The 14978-nt window shown below is 70.3% G+C and carries 15 protein-coding genes; 4 read left to right on the forward strand and 11 right to left on the reverse strand.

The genetic code is table 11. The features are described from left to right. Positions 1-70: 70 nt before the first annotated feature. Positions 71-1306, forward strand: coding sequence for a CoA transferase (locus tag CSX12_RS11870; RefSeq protein ID WP_241160450.1), 1236 nt, complete (start codon positions 71-73; stop codon positions 1304-1306). On the opposite strand, the gene CSX12_RS11875 is transcribed toward CSX12_RS11870, so the two are convergent. Genes CSX12_RS11875 through CSX12_RS11885 form a run of 3 tightly spaced genes read right to left on the reverse strand, consistent with a single transcriptional unit; the run spans position 1291 to position 4389 of the window. After that, complete coding sequence (locus tag CSX12_RS11875) at positions 1291-2085, reverse strand: DUF4184 family protein (protein ID WP_124895919.1); 795 nt, start codon at positions 2083-2085, stop codon at positions 1291-1293. The genes CSX12_RS11870 and CSX12_RS11875 overlap by 16 nt on opposite strands. Before the next feature lie 10 nt (positions 2086-2095). Then, positions 2096-3397 carry a tyrosine--tRNA ligase gene (tyrS, locus tag CSX12_RS11880; protein ID WP_017202404.1) on the reverse strand — a complete coding sequence of 434 codons (1302 nt, stop codon included), beginning with the start codon at positions 3395-3397 and terminating at the stop codon, positions 2096-2098. A gap of 38 nt (positions 3398-3435) precedes the next feature. Then, complete coding sequence (locus tag CSX12_RS11885; protein WP_124895920.1) at positions 3436-4389, reverse strand: aldo/keto reductase; 954 nt, start codon at positions 4387-4389, stop codon at positions 3436-3438. Between the two features lie 54 nt (positions 4390-4443). Between CSX12_RS11885 and CSX12_RS11890 the strand changes: the two genes are divergently transcribed. Continuing rightward, a complete protein-coding gene (locus tag CSX12_RS11890) occupies positions 4444-4803 on the forward strand; it encodes a MerR family transcriptional regulator (RefSeq protein WP_017202406.1) in 360 nt (119 codons plus the stop codon). 1 nt (position 4804) lies between these two features. Here CSX12_RS11890 and CSX12_RS11895 read toward each other — a convergent pair whose 3' ends face one another. Beyond that, on the reverse strand, positions 4805-5608 hold the full coding sequence (locus tag CSX12_RS11895) for a hypothetical protein (RefSeq protein ID WP_124895921.1): 804 nt from the start codon (positions 5606-5608) through the stop codon (positions 4805-4807). Continuing rightward, a complete protein-coding gene (locus CSX12_RS11900; protein WP_124895922.1) occupies positions 5605-6249 on the reverse strand; it encodes a SatD family protein in 645 nt (214 codons plus the stop codon). Before CSX12_RS11900 ends, CSX12_RS11895 begins: the two co-directional genes overlap by 4 nt. Before the next feature lie 74 nt (positions 6250-6323). Between CSX12_RS11900 and CSX12_RS11905 the strand changes: the two genes are divergently transcribed. Continuing rightward, positions 6324-6893, forward strand: a complete 570-nt coding sequence (locus CSX12_RS11905; protein ID WP_241160451.1) for a DUF1349 domain-containing protein — start codon at positions 6324-6326, stop codon at positions 6891-6893. Between the two features lie 208 nt (positions 6894-7101). Further along, positions 7102-7941 carry a DUF559 domain-containing protein gene (locus CSX12_RS11910; protein WP_124895924.1) on the forward strand — a complete coding sequence of 280 codons (840 nt, stop codon included), beginning with the start codon at positions 7102-7104 and terminating at the stop codon, positions 7939-7941. Positions 7942-8030: 89 nt separating this feature from the next. On the opposite strand, the gene argH is transcribed toward CSX12_RS11910, so the two are convergent. From argH to CSX12_RS11940, 6 genes are read right to left on the reverse strand one after another with little or no spacing between them, the layout of a single operon-like run. Continuing rightward, positions 8031-9461, reverse strand: coding sequence for an argininosuccinate lyase (argH, locus tag CSX12_RS11915; RefSeq protein WP_124895925.1), 1431 nt, complete (start codon positions 9459-9461; stop codon positions 8031-8033). Beyond that, positions 9461-10390 carry an ornithine carbamoyltransferase gene (gene argF / locus CSX12_RS11920; protein WP_124895926.1) on the reverse strand — a complete coding sequence of 310 codons (930 nt, stop codon included), beginning with the start codon at positions 10388-10390 and terminating at the stop codon, positions 9461-9463. The genes argH and argF overlap by 1 nt, the downstream gene beginning before the upstream one ends. Then, on the reverse strand, positions 10387-11592 hold the full coding sequence (locus CSX12_RS11925) for an acetylornithine transaminase (RefSeq protein ID WP_017202413.1): 1206 nt from the start codon (positions 11590-11592) through the stop codon (positions 10387-10389). Before CSX12_RS11925 ends, argF begins: the two co-directional genes overlap by 4 nt. After that, positions 11589-12506 carry an acetylglutamate kinase gene (gene argB, locus CSX12_RS11930; RefSeq protein ID WP_124895927.1) on the reverse strand — a complete coding sequence of 306 codons (918 nt, stop codon included), beginning with the start codon at positions 12504-12506 and terminating at the stop codon, positions 11589-11591. The genes CSX12_RS11925 and argB overlap by 4 nt, the downstream gene beginning before the upstream one ends. Beyond that, positions 12503-13660, reverse strand: a complete 1158-nt coding sequence (gene argJ, locus CSX12_RS11935) for a bifunctional glutamate N-acetyltransferase/amino-acid acetyltransferase ArgJ (protein WP_124895928.1) — start codon at positions 13658-13660, stop codon at positions 12503-12505. The genes argB and argJ overlap by 4 nt, the downstream gene beginning before the upstream one ends. After that, a complete protein-coding gene (locus CSX12_RS11940) occupies positions 13657-14766 on the reverse strand; it encodes an NAGSA dehydrogenase family protein (RefSeq protein WP_124895929.1) in 1110 nt (369 codons plus the stop codon). The genes argJ and CSX12_RS11940 overlap by 4 nt, the downstream gene beginning before the upstream one ends. Positions 14767-14978: the final 212 nt, after the last annotated feature.

Genomic DNA, 14978 nt, shown 5'->3' on the forward strand with positions numbered 1-14978 from the left:
CGATCAGCGATCGGGAGCTGCCCTGCTCGCTCGGGTCCTGAGCGAGATCGACCTTCTTTCCCCTGACGGGATGGGCGCGGTCGCCCCCACGGTGCCCCTGCCATCTCGTCTGGCCGCCGGTGACCTCGCGTGGGCGAGCGTCGCCGCCGCGCACGTCGCCGCCGGACGCTCGCCCGACCTGGTCGACGCGCACCGGGTGGCCGTCTCATATCGCGGCGACCGGTTCCTGACGATCGACGGCGCCGCTCCCCCGGTGTGGTCGCCGTTCTCGGGATTCTGGCGCACCCGCGACGGCTGGATTCGCACCCACGGCAACTACCCGCATCACGCCCGCGCCCTGCTGTCAGGTCTCGGACTGCAACCGGATGCCGACGCCGATCACGTTCGGACGGCGCTCGCGAGCCTGGCCTCGGGCGAGGGGGTCGCCGCGATCACCGCCTCCGGTGGACTGGCGGTTCCCGTGCTCCGGGAACGGCCCGAGGACGATCGCGCCCTGCGCGCGACGCCGCTCCTCGACATCGCCCGGCTCTCCCCCGCGCATTCCGTGGAACGCCGGACGTCCGCCACCGCCGAGCAACCGCTACGCGGCTTCCGGGTGCTCGACCTCACCAGGGTGATCGCCGGCCCCGTGTGCACCCGAACGCTCGCGCTGTTCGGAGCAGACGTGCTGCGCATCGATCCGCCCGACCTCCCTGAGCCCGAATGGCAGCACTTCGATACCGGCCATGGAAAGCGATCAGCCGTGCTGGACGCCCGGTCCTCGCAGTTCCGTGACCTGCTCGAGACCGCCGACGCCGTGGTGCTGGGGTACCGGCCGGCCGCACTCGACCGGCTCGGATTGGGCCCCGACGAACTCGCGCACCGATACCCGGGCCTGGTGGTCGCCCAGCTCAGCGCGTGGGGTACGGATCAGCCCGAGCGCGCCGGGTTCGACAGTCTCGTCCAGGCGGAATCGGGCATCGCTCTCGTCGAGTCGCCCGACGGGCACACCCCCGGCGTCCTTCCCGCGCAGGCTCTGGACCACAGCGCCGGGTATCTCCTCGCCGCCGCCGTGACGACGCTGCTGCAGCGCCGCACCCGCGAAGGCGGCACCTGGCGGGTCCGCACCTCGCTCCGGCGGGTCGCTGCGGAACTGCTGGGGATGCCGCGGGCGGATGACCCCGCGCCCGAGGAGGCCTTCGACCCGAGTCCGCACCTCACGCACTTCACGGTCGGAGGGCGAGACGTCGTCACGGCGAGACCGGCGTTGGCCGGGACGGACTTCGCGCCGCCGCGCCGGTGGGGTCGGGATCAGCCCGTCTGGTGACGACGGCCGCGCACGGACACCACGACGCACAGCACCAGAGTGACCGCTCCCCAGAGCGCGCACGCCGGGGGTAGCACGCGATAGGCGAGATGCTGGACCGTGAAGTCCGCATCGATCGGGCCCAGGGCGATGAGTCCCCAGCCCCACGCTCCGAGGAGGACGATCGGCAGCGACACCCACCAGGCGATGCGCACGCCTGCGGGAAGCCACTGCTCGACATCGGGACGCACACGCCGACGGCGCAGCCAGAGCAGAGCCCAGACGCCGATCACCGCCAGCCCGATCACACTCGACCCGTGCTGGAGCCACTTGAATCCGGCCAGCGGACCCCACATCTCATCGAGGCCCGGCACCAGCTGCACACCCCAGCGTCCTTCGTGGGTGAAGAGATCCCAGAGGATGTGCGAGAGCACCCCGAGCAGCAGCGACAGCGCGAGGAGCACGGGGTACGAACGCTTCTCCCCGGCGCCGACGGCCTTCCGGGCAGCGACGGTCCCCCGGTCCTCCCACTCCGGGGGAAGCCGACGCGCGAGCCATGCCGGCGACAGCTCGGGCACGGCAGGACGCAGGACCACACGCCAGAGGAGGAACAGCCCGAACGCGAGCAGGCCGGTCCACACGACGTTGCCGAAGCCGTGGGTGAACGAGTAGTTCAGACCCACGCCCCGCACGAACAACGGCAGGTCCGGCGTCATCGCTCCGATCGCGATCGCCGCAGGCACCAGCGGCGTGCGGACGAACGGCAGTGCCACGACCGCATGGCTCGGAGTGAACGGCATGCGTTCGGAATCAGGCGAGGAAGACGCCCGCGAGCGTCTTCTTGCCGCGTCGCAGCACCGAGACCCCGCCCGGCAGCGTTCCCCGCACCGTGGCGGAATCGTCTTCGACGCGTGCACCGTCGAGCGTCACGCCGCCCTGCGAGATCGCTCGCCTGGCCTCGGACAGACTCGCCACGAGACCGGTCGCGACCAGCGCCTCCACGACGGGTGTGTCGGCACCGACGGTCGCGTTCGGCAGCTCCTCCAGCGCGGTGCGGAGCGTTCCCGCATCCAGGGTCGTGAGGTCGCCCTGACCGAACAGCGCCTCGGACGCCGCAATAACGGCCGCGGTCGCCTCGATGCCGTGCACGGTCGCGACCACCTCCAGCGCGAGGCGCTTCTGGGCCGCACGCCGGAACGGCTCGGTGTCGACGAGCTGTGCGTACTCCTCGATCTCGGCGCGGCTCAGGAACGTGAACACCTTGAGGCGCTCGATCACATCGCTGTCGGCCGTACTGAGCCAGAACTGGTACATCCGGTAGGGGCTGCACATCTCGGCGTCGAGCCAGATCGCGTTGCCCTCGCTCTTGCCGAACTTCGTGCCGTCGCTGTTCGTGATCAGCGGCGTGCCGATCGCATGCACCGAGACGCCCTCCGCGCGGCGGATCAGATCCGTGCCGCTGGTGAGGTTGCCCCACTGGTCCGAGCCGCCGGTCTGCAGCACGCAGTCGTACTGGCGGTACAGCTCGAGGTAGTCCATCCCCTGCAGGATCTGGTAGCTGAACTCGGTGTAGCTGATGCCCTCATCGGAGTTCAGCCGCGCCGCGACCGCATCCTTCTTGAGCATCGTGCCGACGCGGAAGTACTTGCCGATGTCGCGCAGGAAGTCGATCGCGCTGAGCGGGGCGGTCCAGTCGAGGTTGTTCACGATGCGGGCCGCGTTGTCGCCCTCGAAGCTGAGGTAGCGCTCGACCTGACCGCGCAGCCTGTCCACCCACTCGGCGACCGTCTCGCGGGTGTTCAGCGTCCTCTCCGCCGTGGGCCGGGGGTCGCCGATGAGTCCGGTGGAGCCGCCGACGAGTCCGAGCGGCTTGTGACCGGCGAGCTGGATGCGGCGCAGCGTCAGCAGCTGCACGAGGTTGCCCAGGTGCAGGCTCGCCGCCGTCGGGTCGAACCCGCAGTAATACGTGATGGGGTCTCCCGCGAGCAGGGCGCGCAGCGCCTCCTGGTCGGTGGACACGTGGACGAGGCCACGCCAGACGAGCTCGTCCCACACGTTCTCGAACGTGGGGTCGATCGCCTGGGGTGCGGTCGTCAGAGCGGGAGTTGACACGCGCTCCAGGCTATCAGCGCGCGGGCACCCCGCCCGCCTCACACGGGAGCATCGAGGTCGGCGATCTCCTCCGCCGCGAGCGCGATGCCCGCCGCATCCATCGCGAGATCCAGCTGGTCGAGCTTGCTGCCGCCGAGGATCGGACGGATGCCGTGCGCGAGCAGCCACGCCAGCACGACCTGACCACGCTCGACGCCGTGTGCATCGGCTATCCGGCCGAGGACGGCGAGGCGGCGCTCCGTCCCGGGGTGCTCGTACACCTCGGGAATCGACTTGGCCGGGTTGTCGTAGGCGCCGGAGAGCAACGGCGTGTACGCCCAGGTCTCCAGCCCGTTCGCGACGGCGAAGTCGCGTTGCTCGTCACTCAGGACGCCGAAGGGATGGATGACACCCGGCGGCAGTGTGCCGGGGCGGGTCCGCAGATACGTGCTGTTGAGCTGGAAGGCGTCGATCGGGACGCTGCCGATCGAGGCGGCGTGCGCCCGTGCCCGCTCGATGCGCCACGCGGGGTGGTTGGAGGCGCCGACGCGTGCGACGGTTCCCCGAGAGGTCAGCGAAGCGAGTCCGTCGACGGTCTGCTCGATCGGGACGGCCCGGTCCTCCTGGTGCAGCCACAGGAGATCGACCATGTCGACGCCGAGCCGCTCCAGGCTTCCCTCGACCGCCTGGTGGATCGCGCGCGGCGAGAGCCCCGTCCGATGCTCCGGCCACGATCCGGGCCAGAGCGGCTCGGCACCCACCTTGGTGGACAGGCGGACCCGCGTGCGGACGCCGGGACGCTCGCCGAGCCACCGACCGATCACGCTCTCGGAGGCGCCGCCGTGCCCGGTGTCGCTCGCCCAGAAGCTGTAGCAGTCCGCGGTGTCGATCCAGACGCCGCCTCGTTCGACGAAGCGATCCAGCAGCGCGAACGAGACGTCGTCGTCGACCAGCGTCCCGAAGGACATCGCTCCGAGGACGAGGGGGGAAGCAGGGGTGTTCTGAAGGGTCATGTGATCAGCGTGCAACCTGGAGCGCACTCCAGGTCAAGATCTATGATCAGGGCCATGAGCACGTACACACCGGCGGAGACCGCTGCACTCTCCGGATTCAGCATCGACACGCTGCGCTACTACGAGCGAGAGGGCATCCTCCCGACGGTCCCGCGCACCGCCGGTGGGCACCGCGCCTACAGCGACGCCGAGCTCGGACTGCTGGAGTTCCTCAAGTGCCTCCGGGAGACGGGGATGCCGGTGGAACGACTGCGCCGCTACGGTCAGCTCTGCCGGAGCGACGACACCATCCCGGAGCGGATCGCCCTGCTGGAGGAGCACGCGGAGACCGTCGAACGTCAGCTGGCGGAGGTGCTCGCGCAGCAACGGCGCCTCGCGGAGAAGCTGACCTGGTACCGGGAGCAGCTCGACTGAGTCAGCTGTGCGCCGCCCACCACACGAGGAACGCGGCCCCGAGCCCGATCACCCAGCTGACGAGGCTGCCCACCAGGAAGTACTCGGCCCTGGCCCCGGTCTCGCCATCGCGGGAGATCTCCGGGAAGCGCACGATGCCCTTCGCCGCGAGCATCGCGGCCAGCACCGGATAGGCCGCGGCGAGCGTGAGGAGCATGACCAGCACACGCTCCAGCGGTCCGATGAGCCGTCCTCCCTTGAAGCCGTTGCGCGGGTCGACGCGCGGTGCGGCGGTGGCGGTCTCGGCGGGAGTCGTATCTGCGAGGAGGGGCGCGGGATCGGCGGACGCGGGGGCCGCCGCTTCGGGGACCGCGGGTGCGGGGTCGGCGGGGCGCCAGGTGTGCTCGCCGTCGAGGGCGGCACGCACCACGAGGTTCGATGATTCGAGAAGGAACACACCGGCACCGAGTGCGAGCACGGCGAGATCGAACTCGACCACGCCGAACGGCGACCGCAGGTGCCACAACTCGCCGACGAGACCGGCTGCCGGTCGGGCCCCGAGCCACAGCACGGCTCCGACGCTGACCGCGGCGAGCGCGACGGCGGGCCAGAATCCGGCGCGCGACGGCCCTTCGTCGGGCATGCTCCAGATCCAGAGCACACCGACCGCGAGACCGAGGATGGCCGGCAGCAGCGCGTCACCGCCGATGCCGAGGAGGACGATGAACGCTGCCGCGGCCACGTAGCCGATCCACCGACGGGGAGCGAACTGTCGTACGAGGTCGGCGGCTCCGACAGCGAGCAGGATGAAACCGGCCAGGATCATGCGGGTTCTCCCCTCAGCGCGCCCAGCCCTTCGAGGAGCGCGGCGGCTCCGGCACTGCGGAGCGACTTCGAGACGCTCGGCTGGGAGATGCCCTCCTGCGCGGCGAGGTCCTGCTGGGATCGTCCGACGGCACGACCGTAGGTGAGACGGCGCTCGCGCGCGCTCATCGCCCCGACCAGCTCGTCGCGGACGAGCAGATAGGCGTTGGACGCGGCGATCGTGGTCTCCATGACCTCATCCTGCCCCGGAGCACCGACAATCCAGGTCCGGGTCCGCGGCACGGCGCGCTGCTCCCTGGCATGGACGGTCTCGATCGCGGCGCGCGCGGCGTACCAGCCCGGGCCGTCTGCGAGCTCGCCGTGGACGGACTCCACGGCGGTGACCCGACCGATGCCGAGACCGAACCGGAAGGCGATGCCGTCGGGCAGCCGCAGTTGGATCATCAGGAGCGAGGTCAGCGCATCGACGAGGCCGCGGTAGACGGCTTGCTGCTCGTCTCCTACCGTGGGGGTGAGGGGTTGCACCGCGAGGGGCAGGTCGCGCTCCACCTGCGCGATGGTCTCGTCGAGAGTCCGCTGGGCCGCTCCGCGATCGCTCAGTTCGCGGGACCCGACGATGTCGGCGATGACGGCGATGACCATGCGATAACCTTATCACGAATATCCCTAAGTTATGCATTATCTGGTTATGGAACGGAAATATGCCTGAATCACGCATGATCGCCTGGAATGACGGGACCTGGACCCACGCTCCCGAGTCCGTCGTCGTCGCCGAGCATCTCGATGCCACGGCTGTCGAGGGAAGTGACGCCTGGCGTCGCACCGCCTACGGGTTCATCCACGACTCCGAGCATGCGCTCCTCGCCCCGCTCGCGGTGGGCGAGGCGATGCAGGTGTCGTTCCGCGCGCCCTGGGACGGACAGTTCGACCAGGCGGGCGTCTTCGTCCGCATCGACGACGAGCACTGGGTGAAGACGGGCGTGGAGTACGCCGACGACCACCTCGGGCTCGGCGCCGTCGTCACCGCCGGCAGCTCCGACTGGTCGGTGGGCCATGTCGACGACTGGCGCGACAGCGAGATCACCGTGCGGGTGAGCCGCTGGGCGGACGCGCTGATCGTCCGGGCCCGCGCGGACGACGGCGACTGGCGGCTGGTCCGGGTCGCCCCGTTCGACGGCGACTCCTCCGCGTTCGCCGGACCGTTCCTGGCCGCCCCCACCCGCGCCGGCCTGACGGTTCGCTTCACACGGTGGGAACGGTCCGCCGCAGACACCGACCTCCACTGATCCGGCGACGATCCCCCGACCGGACGACGGTTCCCCGACAGGACGACGGTTCCCCGAGGAATCCGTGGAGATTCGTCGGGGAATCGTCGCGTGGTCGGGGAATCGTCGCCGACGACTGTTCGTGCACAGGGTTGGGCGACCGTGAGCCTGTGCACATGCACCGGGTGAGAGGTCGAGGGCGGCATCGGCTGGCTGGCACGGTGGACGGATGCTCTCGGCAACGGACACCATCAGGAGCCTCGGCGGACTCGCCCGAGGCACGCACCTGCGATCTCTCGGATTCACCCGGCAGGCTCTGGCTGGAATGGTACGACGGGGAGAGATCGAACGCGTCCGGCACGGGGTCTTCGCGGCCGGCCCTCTCGACGAGCAGGTGCGCGCAGCGACGGCGCACGGCGGCGCGCTCACCTGCGCGAGCGTGCTGCGATCCGCAGGGATCTGGGTGCTTCCGGCAGACGACGGTCCGCATGTCTGGGTCGGACCCGACAACCACGCCCTCCCGCACCCCGGGTGCACCTGCCGTTCGCACTATTACCGCGGCCGTCCGCCGCTCGGCTCCGCGACGATCGAGACGGCCCTCCTCCACCTCCGCCGGTGCTGCGGCGATGAAGCCTTCTTCGCCGCGTACGAATCGGCCTGGCGACTGCAGAAGCTCTCCGCCGCAGCGCGGGCGCGCATCAGGAAGGCACTGCCACGCAGCGCGCGGTGGTTGGTGGAGCTGGCCAGAGCGGACGCAGACAGCGGCCTCGAATCGCTTCTCCGCCTGCGGCTCCATGTCCTGGGCATCCACCTCCGGTGCCAAGTGAGGATCGACGGCGTCGGGAGGGTCGACTTCGTCCTCGGCGACCGCCTGATCCTCGAGGCGGACGGCGACGAGAACCACGGATCGTCGACGCGCAGGCACATCGACCGCATCCGTGACGCGGCGGCCTCACGCCTCGGATACGAGACCCTGCGGTTCGACTACGCGCAGATCGTGCACGACTGGCCGACAGTGCAGACTGCTGTGCTGGGTGCCCTGCACAGACTCTCGCGGCCGGTGGCATGACACTCCCCCGACCCGACGACGATCCCCCGAGGAATCGGTGGGGATTCCTCGGGGGATCGTCCGGACGTCGGCGGATCGTCGAAACCGGGTCAGAGACCCAGGGCGTGTGCGGCCGCCTGGGCACGGGCGACGAGCTCCGCGCGCTGCTCGGCGACGCGGACCGGCGCGGTGCCGCCGACACCCGTCCGGGAGGCGACCGAACCCTCGATCGTGAGGACTTCGCGCACCTCCGGCACGAGGTGCGGGGACACGGACAGCAGCAGCTCGTCGGAGGCGTCCTCCAGCCCGATCCCCTGCTCCTCGCACGCGCGCACCAGCGCACCGGAGATCTCGTGCGCGTCGCGGAACGGCACCCGCCGCTTGACCAGCCACTCGGCGACGTCGGTCGCGAGCGAGAACCCCTGGGGCGCGAACTCGGCCATGCGCTCCGTGTGGAAGCGCAGCGTCGCGATCATCCCGGCGAACGCGGGGAGCACGACCTCGAGGGTCTGCACCGAGTCGAAGACGGGCTCCTTGTCCTCCTGCAGGTCGCGGTTGTACGCGAGCGGGAGGCCCTTGAGCGTCGCGAGCAGGCCGGACAGGTTGCCGATGAGTCGACCGGACTTGCCACGCGTGAGCTCGGCGATGTCCGGGTTCTTCTTCTGCGGCATGATGCTCGACCCCGTGGAGTACCCGTCGTCGAGGGTCACGAAGCCGAACTCGCGGGTGTTCCAGAGGATGATCTCCTCCGACAGGCGCGACAGGTCGACACCGGTCATGGCCGTGATGAACGCGAATTCGGCGACCACGTCACGGGCGGCGGTGCCGTCGAGCGAGTTCTCCGCCGGACGGTCGAGTCCGAGCTCCCTCGCCACGAGTGCCGGGTCGAGTCCGAGCGTCGAGCCGGCCAGCGCTCCCCCGCCGTACGGCGAGACGCCTGCGCGACGGCGCCAGTCGACGAGACGTTCGAGTTCCCGGACGAGAGGCCAGGCGTGCGCCTGCAGATGATGGGCCAGCAGCACGGGCTGCGCGTGCTGCAGATGCGTCCGCCCCGGCAGGATGGCCTCGGGGTGCGCCTCCGCCTGAGCGACGAGGGCGTCGATCACCCGCAGCAGGTCGCGCGCGATCACCCGGGCGTGATCGATCAGGTACATCCGCACGAGGGTGGCGATCTGGTCGTTCCTGCTGCGTCCGGCGCGGAGACGCCCACCCAGTTCCGGCCCCAGTTCCGCGATCAGCGCCTGCTCCAGGGCGCCGTGCACGTCCTCATCCGTCGGCACGGGGCGCAGCGTCCCGTCGGCGACCTTGCGAGCCACCGCGTCCAGGCCCTCGTGCATCCGCCGCGCCTCGTCGGGTTCGAGATACCCGGCGGCCTCGAGAGCAGTCGCGTGCGCGTGCGAGCCGGCGATGTCGTACGGCGCCAGGATCCAGTCGAAGTGCGTGGAGCGGCTCAGCTCGACCAGCTCCGGCGACGGTCCCGTGGCGAAGCGCGCGCCCCAGAGCGCGCCCTCGTTGGTGCCTTCGTGCGTGGCGTCGGTCATCACGCCTCCTTCTTGCCGAGGAGCCAGACCAGCAGCGCCTTCTGGGCATGCAGCCGGTTCTCGGCCTCGTCCCAGACCACGCTCTGCGGGCCGTCGATCACGCTGGAATCGACCTCGTAGCCGCGGTCGGCCGGGAGGCAGTGGATGAAGATGGCTTCAGGATCGGCCAGGGTCATCGTCTCCGGAGTGACCTTGTAGCCGCCGAGGTCGCGGATGCGCGCGATCTTCTCCTCCTCCTTGCCCATCGACACCCAGGTGTCGGTGACGACGACGTCGGCGCCGGCTGCGGCCTCGACCGGATCGGTGTACAGCGCGATCGATCCGCCGGTCTCGGCGGCGCGGCGGTCGGCCGCCTCGATGACGTCGGCGCGGGGCGCGTAGTCCTCCGGGGAGGCGATGCGCACGTGCATACCCGAGGTCACGCCGGCAAGCGCGTAGGAATGCGCCATGTTGCTCTGCCCGTCTCCGAAGAAGGTCAGGGTGAGCCCCTTCAGGTCGCCCTTGTGCTCGCGGATCGTCAGCAGATCGGCGAGCAGCTGGCACGGGTGGAAGTCATCGGACAGTGCGTTGATGACGGGAACACGGGTGCCCGCGGCCATCTCCTCGAGCCCCGACTGCGCGTACGTGCGCCACACGATGGCCGCGACCTGGCGCTCCAGCACCCTGGCCGTGTCCGACGGGGTCTCCTTGCCGCCGAGCTGGCTGCTCGCTGTCGAGATGATCAGCGGCGAACCGCCGAGGTCCGCGATGCCCACCGCGAACGAGACGCGGGTGCGCGTGGAGGACTTGTCGAAGATGACCGCTACCGTCTGCGGACCGGCGAGGCTCTTGTCGGCCCACCGGTCCTTCTTCAGCTCGAGGGCGAGGTCGAGGATCTCCGCCTGCTCGGCGGGGGTCAGGTCGTCGTCCCGAAGGAGGTGGCGGGTCATGCGGATACCTTTCCGGCGACAGAGGCCTGGACATCGGCGAGGGCGGCGGTGAACAGCTCGCGGAACTCGGCGAGCTCCGCGTCGCCGATGGTGAGAGCCGGCGCGATGCGCACGGTCTCCGGGTTGGCGGCGTTGACGATGAGGCCGCGCTCCTGCGCGGCGGCGACGACCGCACTCGCGACCGGCTGGCTGAGGGCGACGCCCACGAGCAGGCCGCGCCCGCGCACACCGTCGATCAGCGGAGAGTCGATGCCGTCGAGGATCTCGCGCAGCTCGGCACCACGGCGGGCGGCGTTCTCGACGAGTCCGGCGCTCTCGATCTCGGCGAGCACGGCGTCCGCGACGGCGGTCGCCAGCGGGTTGCCGCCGAACGTGGAACCGTGCGATCCCGGGGTGAACAGCTCGCTCGCCGCACCGTACGTGACGAGGGCGCCGATCGGGAAGCCTCCGCCGATGCCCTTGGCGAGGGTGATCGCATCGGGCGTGATGCCCTCGTGGCTGAAGCCGAACCACTGGCCGGTGCGGCCGGCGCCGGTCTGGATCTCGTCCACGATCAGCAGGGCGCCGTGCGCGAGGGTCAGCGACCGCGCGGCGGCGAGGTAGCCGTCCGGCAGCTCGACGACACCGGCCTCACCCTGGATGGGCTCTACGATGACCGCGGCGACACGGTCATCGATCGCGGTCTCGAGCGCTTCGACGGTCGCGGGGATGTGCTCGACTCCGCCCGGCATCGGCGCGAACGGGGCACGCATCGACTCCTTCGCGGTGAGCGCGAGCGAGCCCATCGTGCGCCCGTGGAAGCCGTTCTCGAGGGCGATGATGCGCGGGCGCTCGGCACCGCCGTGGAGACGGGCGAGCTTGAACGCGGCCTCGTTCGCCTCGGCGCCCGAGTTGGAGAAGAACACCCGTCCGTCGATCCCGGCCCCCGCGAGGCGCTTGAGCCGCGCGGCGAGCGCGAGCTGCGGGGGCGTGGCGAAGTAGTTCGACACGTGCGCGAGAGTGGCCGCCTGGGTCGAGACCGCCTCGACGAACGCGGGGTGGGCGTGGCCGAGCGAGGTGACCGCGATGCCCGCCAGGAAGTCGAGGTAGCGTCGGCCGTCGGCGTCCCACAGGTACGAGCCTTCACCACGGGTCAGCAGCGCGAGCCGCTCTCCCGCATTGAGCACGAGATCGCGTGCCGCGTCGTCCTGCCAGACGGTCATGCCGTCGCTCCCTTCGCTCCCAGGACCACTTCGGTCCCGATTCCCTTGCTGGTGAAAAGTTCGACGAGCACCGAATGCGGCACTCGTCCGTCGATGATGGCGGCCGCGTCGACGCCGCCCTCGACCGCGTCGAGGCATGCCCGCATCTTCGGGATCATCCCCGACTCGAGTGTCGGCAGCATCTCGATGAGCGCTTCCGAGGTGAGGTGCGACACGAGCGAGTCGCGGTTGGGCCAATCGGCGTAGAGCCCCGGCACGTCCGTGAGGATCACGAGCTTGCGGGCGTCCAGTGCGACCGCGAGCGCTGCGGCGGCGGCATCCGCGTTGACGTTCAGTGACTGACCGGGGTGGTCGAGGTCCGGCGCGATGCTCGACACCACGGGGATGCGCCCCGCCGCGAGGTGGTCGAGCACGGGCGTGGGGTCTACCTCGACGACGTCGCCGACCCGGCCGAGGTCGACCTCTTCGCCGTCGATCACGACTCCGCGGCGGCGCCCGCCGAAGAGTCCGGCATCCTCACCGCTGAGTCCGGTGGCGATCGGGCCGTGCGAGTTGATCTTCGACACGAGCTGCGGGTTCACCTGACCGGTGAGCACCATGCGCACGACGCTGATCGCCTCGGTGTTGGTGACGCGGTAACCGCCCTTGAACTCGCTGGGGATCTCGAGGCGCTCGAGCATCTTCGAGATCTGCGGACCGCCACCGTGCACCACGACCGGCTGCACGCCGACGTAGCGGAGGTAGGCGATGTCCTGCGCGAACGCCTCCTGCAGCTCGTCCGAGACCATGGCGTTGCCGCCGTACTTGACGACCACGATCTGGTCACGGAACTTCTTCAGCCACGGCAGCGACTCGATGAGCGTCGTCGCCTTCTGCGCGGCGATGTCCGGGGTGGTGTCCTGGATGTCGGTCATGAGGCGTAGGCGCTGTTCTCGTGCACGTAGTCGTGGGTGAGGTCGTTGGTGAGCACCGTCGCTGTGGCGTCGCCCGCCTTCAGATCGATCACGAGGTGCGTGGCGCGCGGGGTCAGGTCGACCTCCTCACGGGGACGGTCGGGGCCCCCCGCGGTGCAGACGCGCACGCCGTTCATCCAGACGTCCACGTCGTAGGGGTCGAACTGCGCGCTGGTGGTGCCGATCGCGGCGAGCACGCGCCCCCAGTTCGGGTCGTTGCCGAAGATCGCGGCTTTGAACAGGTTGTTCCGCGCGACGGACCGCCCCACCTCCACGGCCTCCTGCTCCGACACCGCCTGCTGCACCTCGATCGTGATGTCGTGGCTGGCGCCTTCGGCGTCGCCCTGCAGCTGCACGGCCAGATCCTGGCACAGCTCGGTGAGCGCGGCGGCGAAGTCGTCCAGATCGGGCACGACCTCGGATGCGCCGTTGGCGAGCAGTGTGACCTGATCGTTGGTCGACATGCAGCCGTCGGAGTCGAGGCGATCGAAGGTCCTGCCCGTCGCGCGGCGCAGCGCCGCGTCGGCCTGGAGCGGCTCCAGCACGGCATCCGTCGTGATGACGACGAGCATCGTGGCGAGACCGGGAGCGAGCATGCCCGCGCCCTTCGCCATGCCGCCGATCGTCCAGCCGCCTCGGCTCACGACGGCTGTCTTCGCGACCGTGTCCGTGGTCATGATGGCGTGCGCGGCGGCCTCTCCGCCGTCGGCGCTGAGCTCAGCGATCGCCTGCTCCGTGCCGGCGAGCACGCGGGCGCGGAAGGTCTCGTCTCCGGTGCCGATGAGCCCGGTGGAGCACACCAGCACATCGCCGGCGCTGATCCCGAGGAGCTCCCCGGCCTTCTCGGCGGTCTGATGCGTGGTCTGGAAGCCGAAGCTGCCGGTGAAGCAGTTCGCGCCACCGGAGTTGAGCACCACGGCCTCGACGACACGGTCGGCGACGGCCTGCTGCGACCAGATGATCGGGTTCGCCTTGGCGCGGTTGCTGGTGAACACGGCGGCGCCGACCTTGCGCGGGCCGCGGTTGACGACCACGGCGACGTCGGGCTTGCCGGTGGACTTGAGTCCTGCGGCGACTCCGGCCGCCTCGAACCCTGCGGGGGCGGTGACGCTCACGGCGCGACTCCGTTCACTGAGAGAGCACGGGTCTCGGGAAGACCCAGCGCGATGTTCATGGATTGGATGGCAGCGCCGGCGGTGCCCTTGACGAGGTTGTCGACGGCGGCGACCACCGTCACGCGGTTCGCGGCCCTGTCGACCGCGAGGCCGATCAGCGCGGTGTTCGCACCGATCACGTCGGCCGTGCGGGGGAAGCGCCCTTCCGGCAGCACGTGCACGAAGGTCTCGTCGGCGTAGGCGTCCTGCCAGGCGGCGCGGATCTGGGCATCGGTCGCGCCCTCCACGATCGGAGCGCTCGAGGTCGCGAGGATCCCCCGCGACATGGGGACGAGCACCGGCGTGAACGAGATGCCGATCCGCTGGGTCCCTGAGCCTGAACTCGTCTGGGTCCCTGAGCCTGTACCCGTCTGGGTCCCTGAGCCTGTCGAAGGGGAAGCTGCGGCGAGCGCCTGGCGGATCTCGGGGATGTGCCGATGCGTTCCGCCGACCGCATAGGGGTTCGCCGAGCCGAGGATCTCGCTCGCGAGCAGGTTGGGCTTGAGGCTCTTGCCCGCGCCGGAGGGACCGACCGCCAGCACCGAGACGATGTCGCCGGGGTCGATCACGCCGGCGGCGACGCCGGGAGCGAGGCTCAGGCTCACGGTCGAGGCGTTGCACCCGGGGGCGGCGATGCGGGTGGCTCCGCGCAGGTGCTCCCGCTGCTTCGCGCCGGCAACCGGAAGCTCCGGGACCCCATAGGTCCACGGCTCATGGAACGTCCCGCCGTAGAACGCATCCCAGGCGTCCGCGGAGGTGAGCCGGTGGTCGGCGCCCGCGTCGATCACGAGCGGGGTGTCGCCCAGCGCATCGGTGTACTGCCCGGACTGGCCGTGCGGAAGCGCCAGGAACACGATGTCGTGACCGGCCAGGATCTCGGGCGTGGTGTCCTGCAGCGTGAGGTGGGCGAGCGAGCGCAGGTGCGGCTGGTGGTCGATGAGCGGCTGCCCGGCGTTCGAGTGCGCCGTCACCGTGCGGATCTCGATGTCGGGGTGATCGGCCAGGAGACGGAGGATCTCGCCTCCTGCATAGCCGGATGCGCCGGAGACGGCGACGGAATACGTCATGCTTCTACCTTAACGGTCGGGTCCTTCCGCGAAGGGAGGACCGAGGGCGGGGCCGGAGGCGGCGACACCGGCACTCGACCGCTGCGTGTGCGCAGGCAGAAGGGCGGGGTCGCCTAGAGTCGGCGGCCGCGGCGTCGGCGCACAGCGATGACGCTCGGAGCGAGCGTCGAAGGAGCGGTGGCGGCCGAAGGCATGTCGCGACAGTAGCGCGG

This window comes from Microbacterium sp. Y-01 (genome assembly GCF_003856715.1).
Lineage (GTDB): Bacteria > Actinomycetota > Actinomycetes > Actinomycetales > Microbacteriaceae > Microbacterium > Microbacterium algeriense.

Coding starts and splice junctions, on each gene's coding strand:
- CSX12_RS11870 (WP_241160450.1), top strand. CDS start 71: ATGGGCGCGGTCGCCCCCACGGTGCCCCTGCCATCTCGTCTGGCCGCC.
- CSX12_RS11875 (WP_124895919.1), bottom strand. CDS start 2,085: ATGCCGTTCACTCCGAGCCATGCGGTCGTGGCACTGCCGTTCGTCCGC.
- CSX12_RS11885 (WP_124895920.1), bottom strand. CDS start 4,389: ATGACCCTTCAGAACACCCCTGCTTCCCCCCTCGTCCTCGGAGCGATG.
- CSX12_RS11890 (WP_017202406.1), top strand. CDS start 4,444: ATGAGCACGTACACACCGGCGGAGACCGCTGCACTCTCCGGATTCAGC.
- CSX12_RS11895 (WP_124895921.1), bottom strand. CDS start 5,608: ATGATCCTGGCCGGTTTCATCCTGCTCGCTGTCGGAGCCGCCGACCTC.
- CSX12_RS11900 (WP_124895922.1), bottom strand. CDS start 6,249: ATGGTCATCGCCGTCATCGCCGACATCGTCGGGTCCCGCGAACTGAGC.
- CSX12_RS11905 (WP_241160451.1), top strand. CDS start 6,324: ATGATCGCCTGGAATGACGGGACCTGGACCCACGCTCCCGAGTCCGTC.
- CSX12_RS11910 (WP_124895924.1), top strand. CDS start 7,102: ATGCTCTCGGCAACGGACACCATCAGGAGCCTCGGCGGACTCGCCCGA.
- argH (WP_124895925.1), bottom strand. CDS start 9,461: ATGACCGACGCCACGCACGAAGGCACCAACGAGGGCGCGCTCTGGGGC.
- argF (WP_124895926.1), bottom strand. CDS start 10,390: ATGACCCGCCACCTCCTTCGGGACGACGACCTGACCCCCGCCGAGCAG.
- CSX12_RS11925 (WP_017202413.1), bottom strand. CDS start 11,592: ATGACCGTCTGGCAGGACGACGCGGCACGCGATCTCGTGCTCAATGCG.
- argB (WP_124895927.1), bottom strand. CDS start 12,506: ATGACCGACATCCAGGACACCACCCCGGACATCGCCGCGCAGAAGGCG.
- CSX12_RS11940 (WP_124895929.1), bottom strand. CDS start 14,766: ATGACGTATTCCGTCGCCGTCTCCGGCGCATCCGGCTATGCAGGAGGC.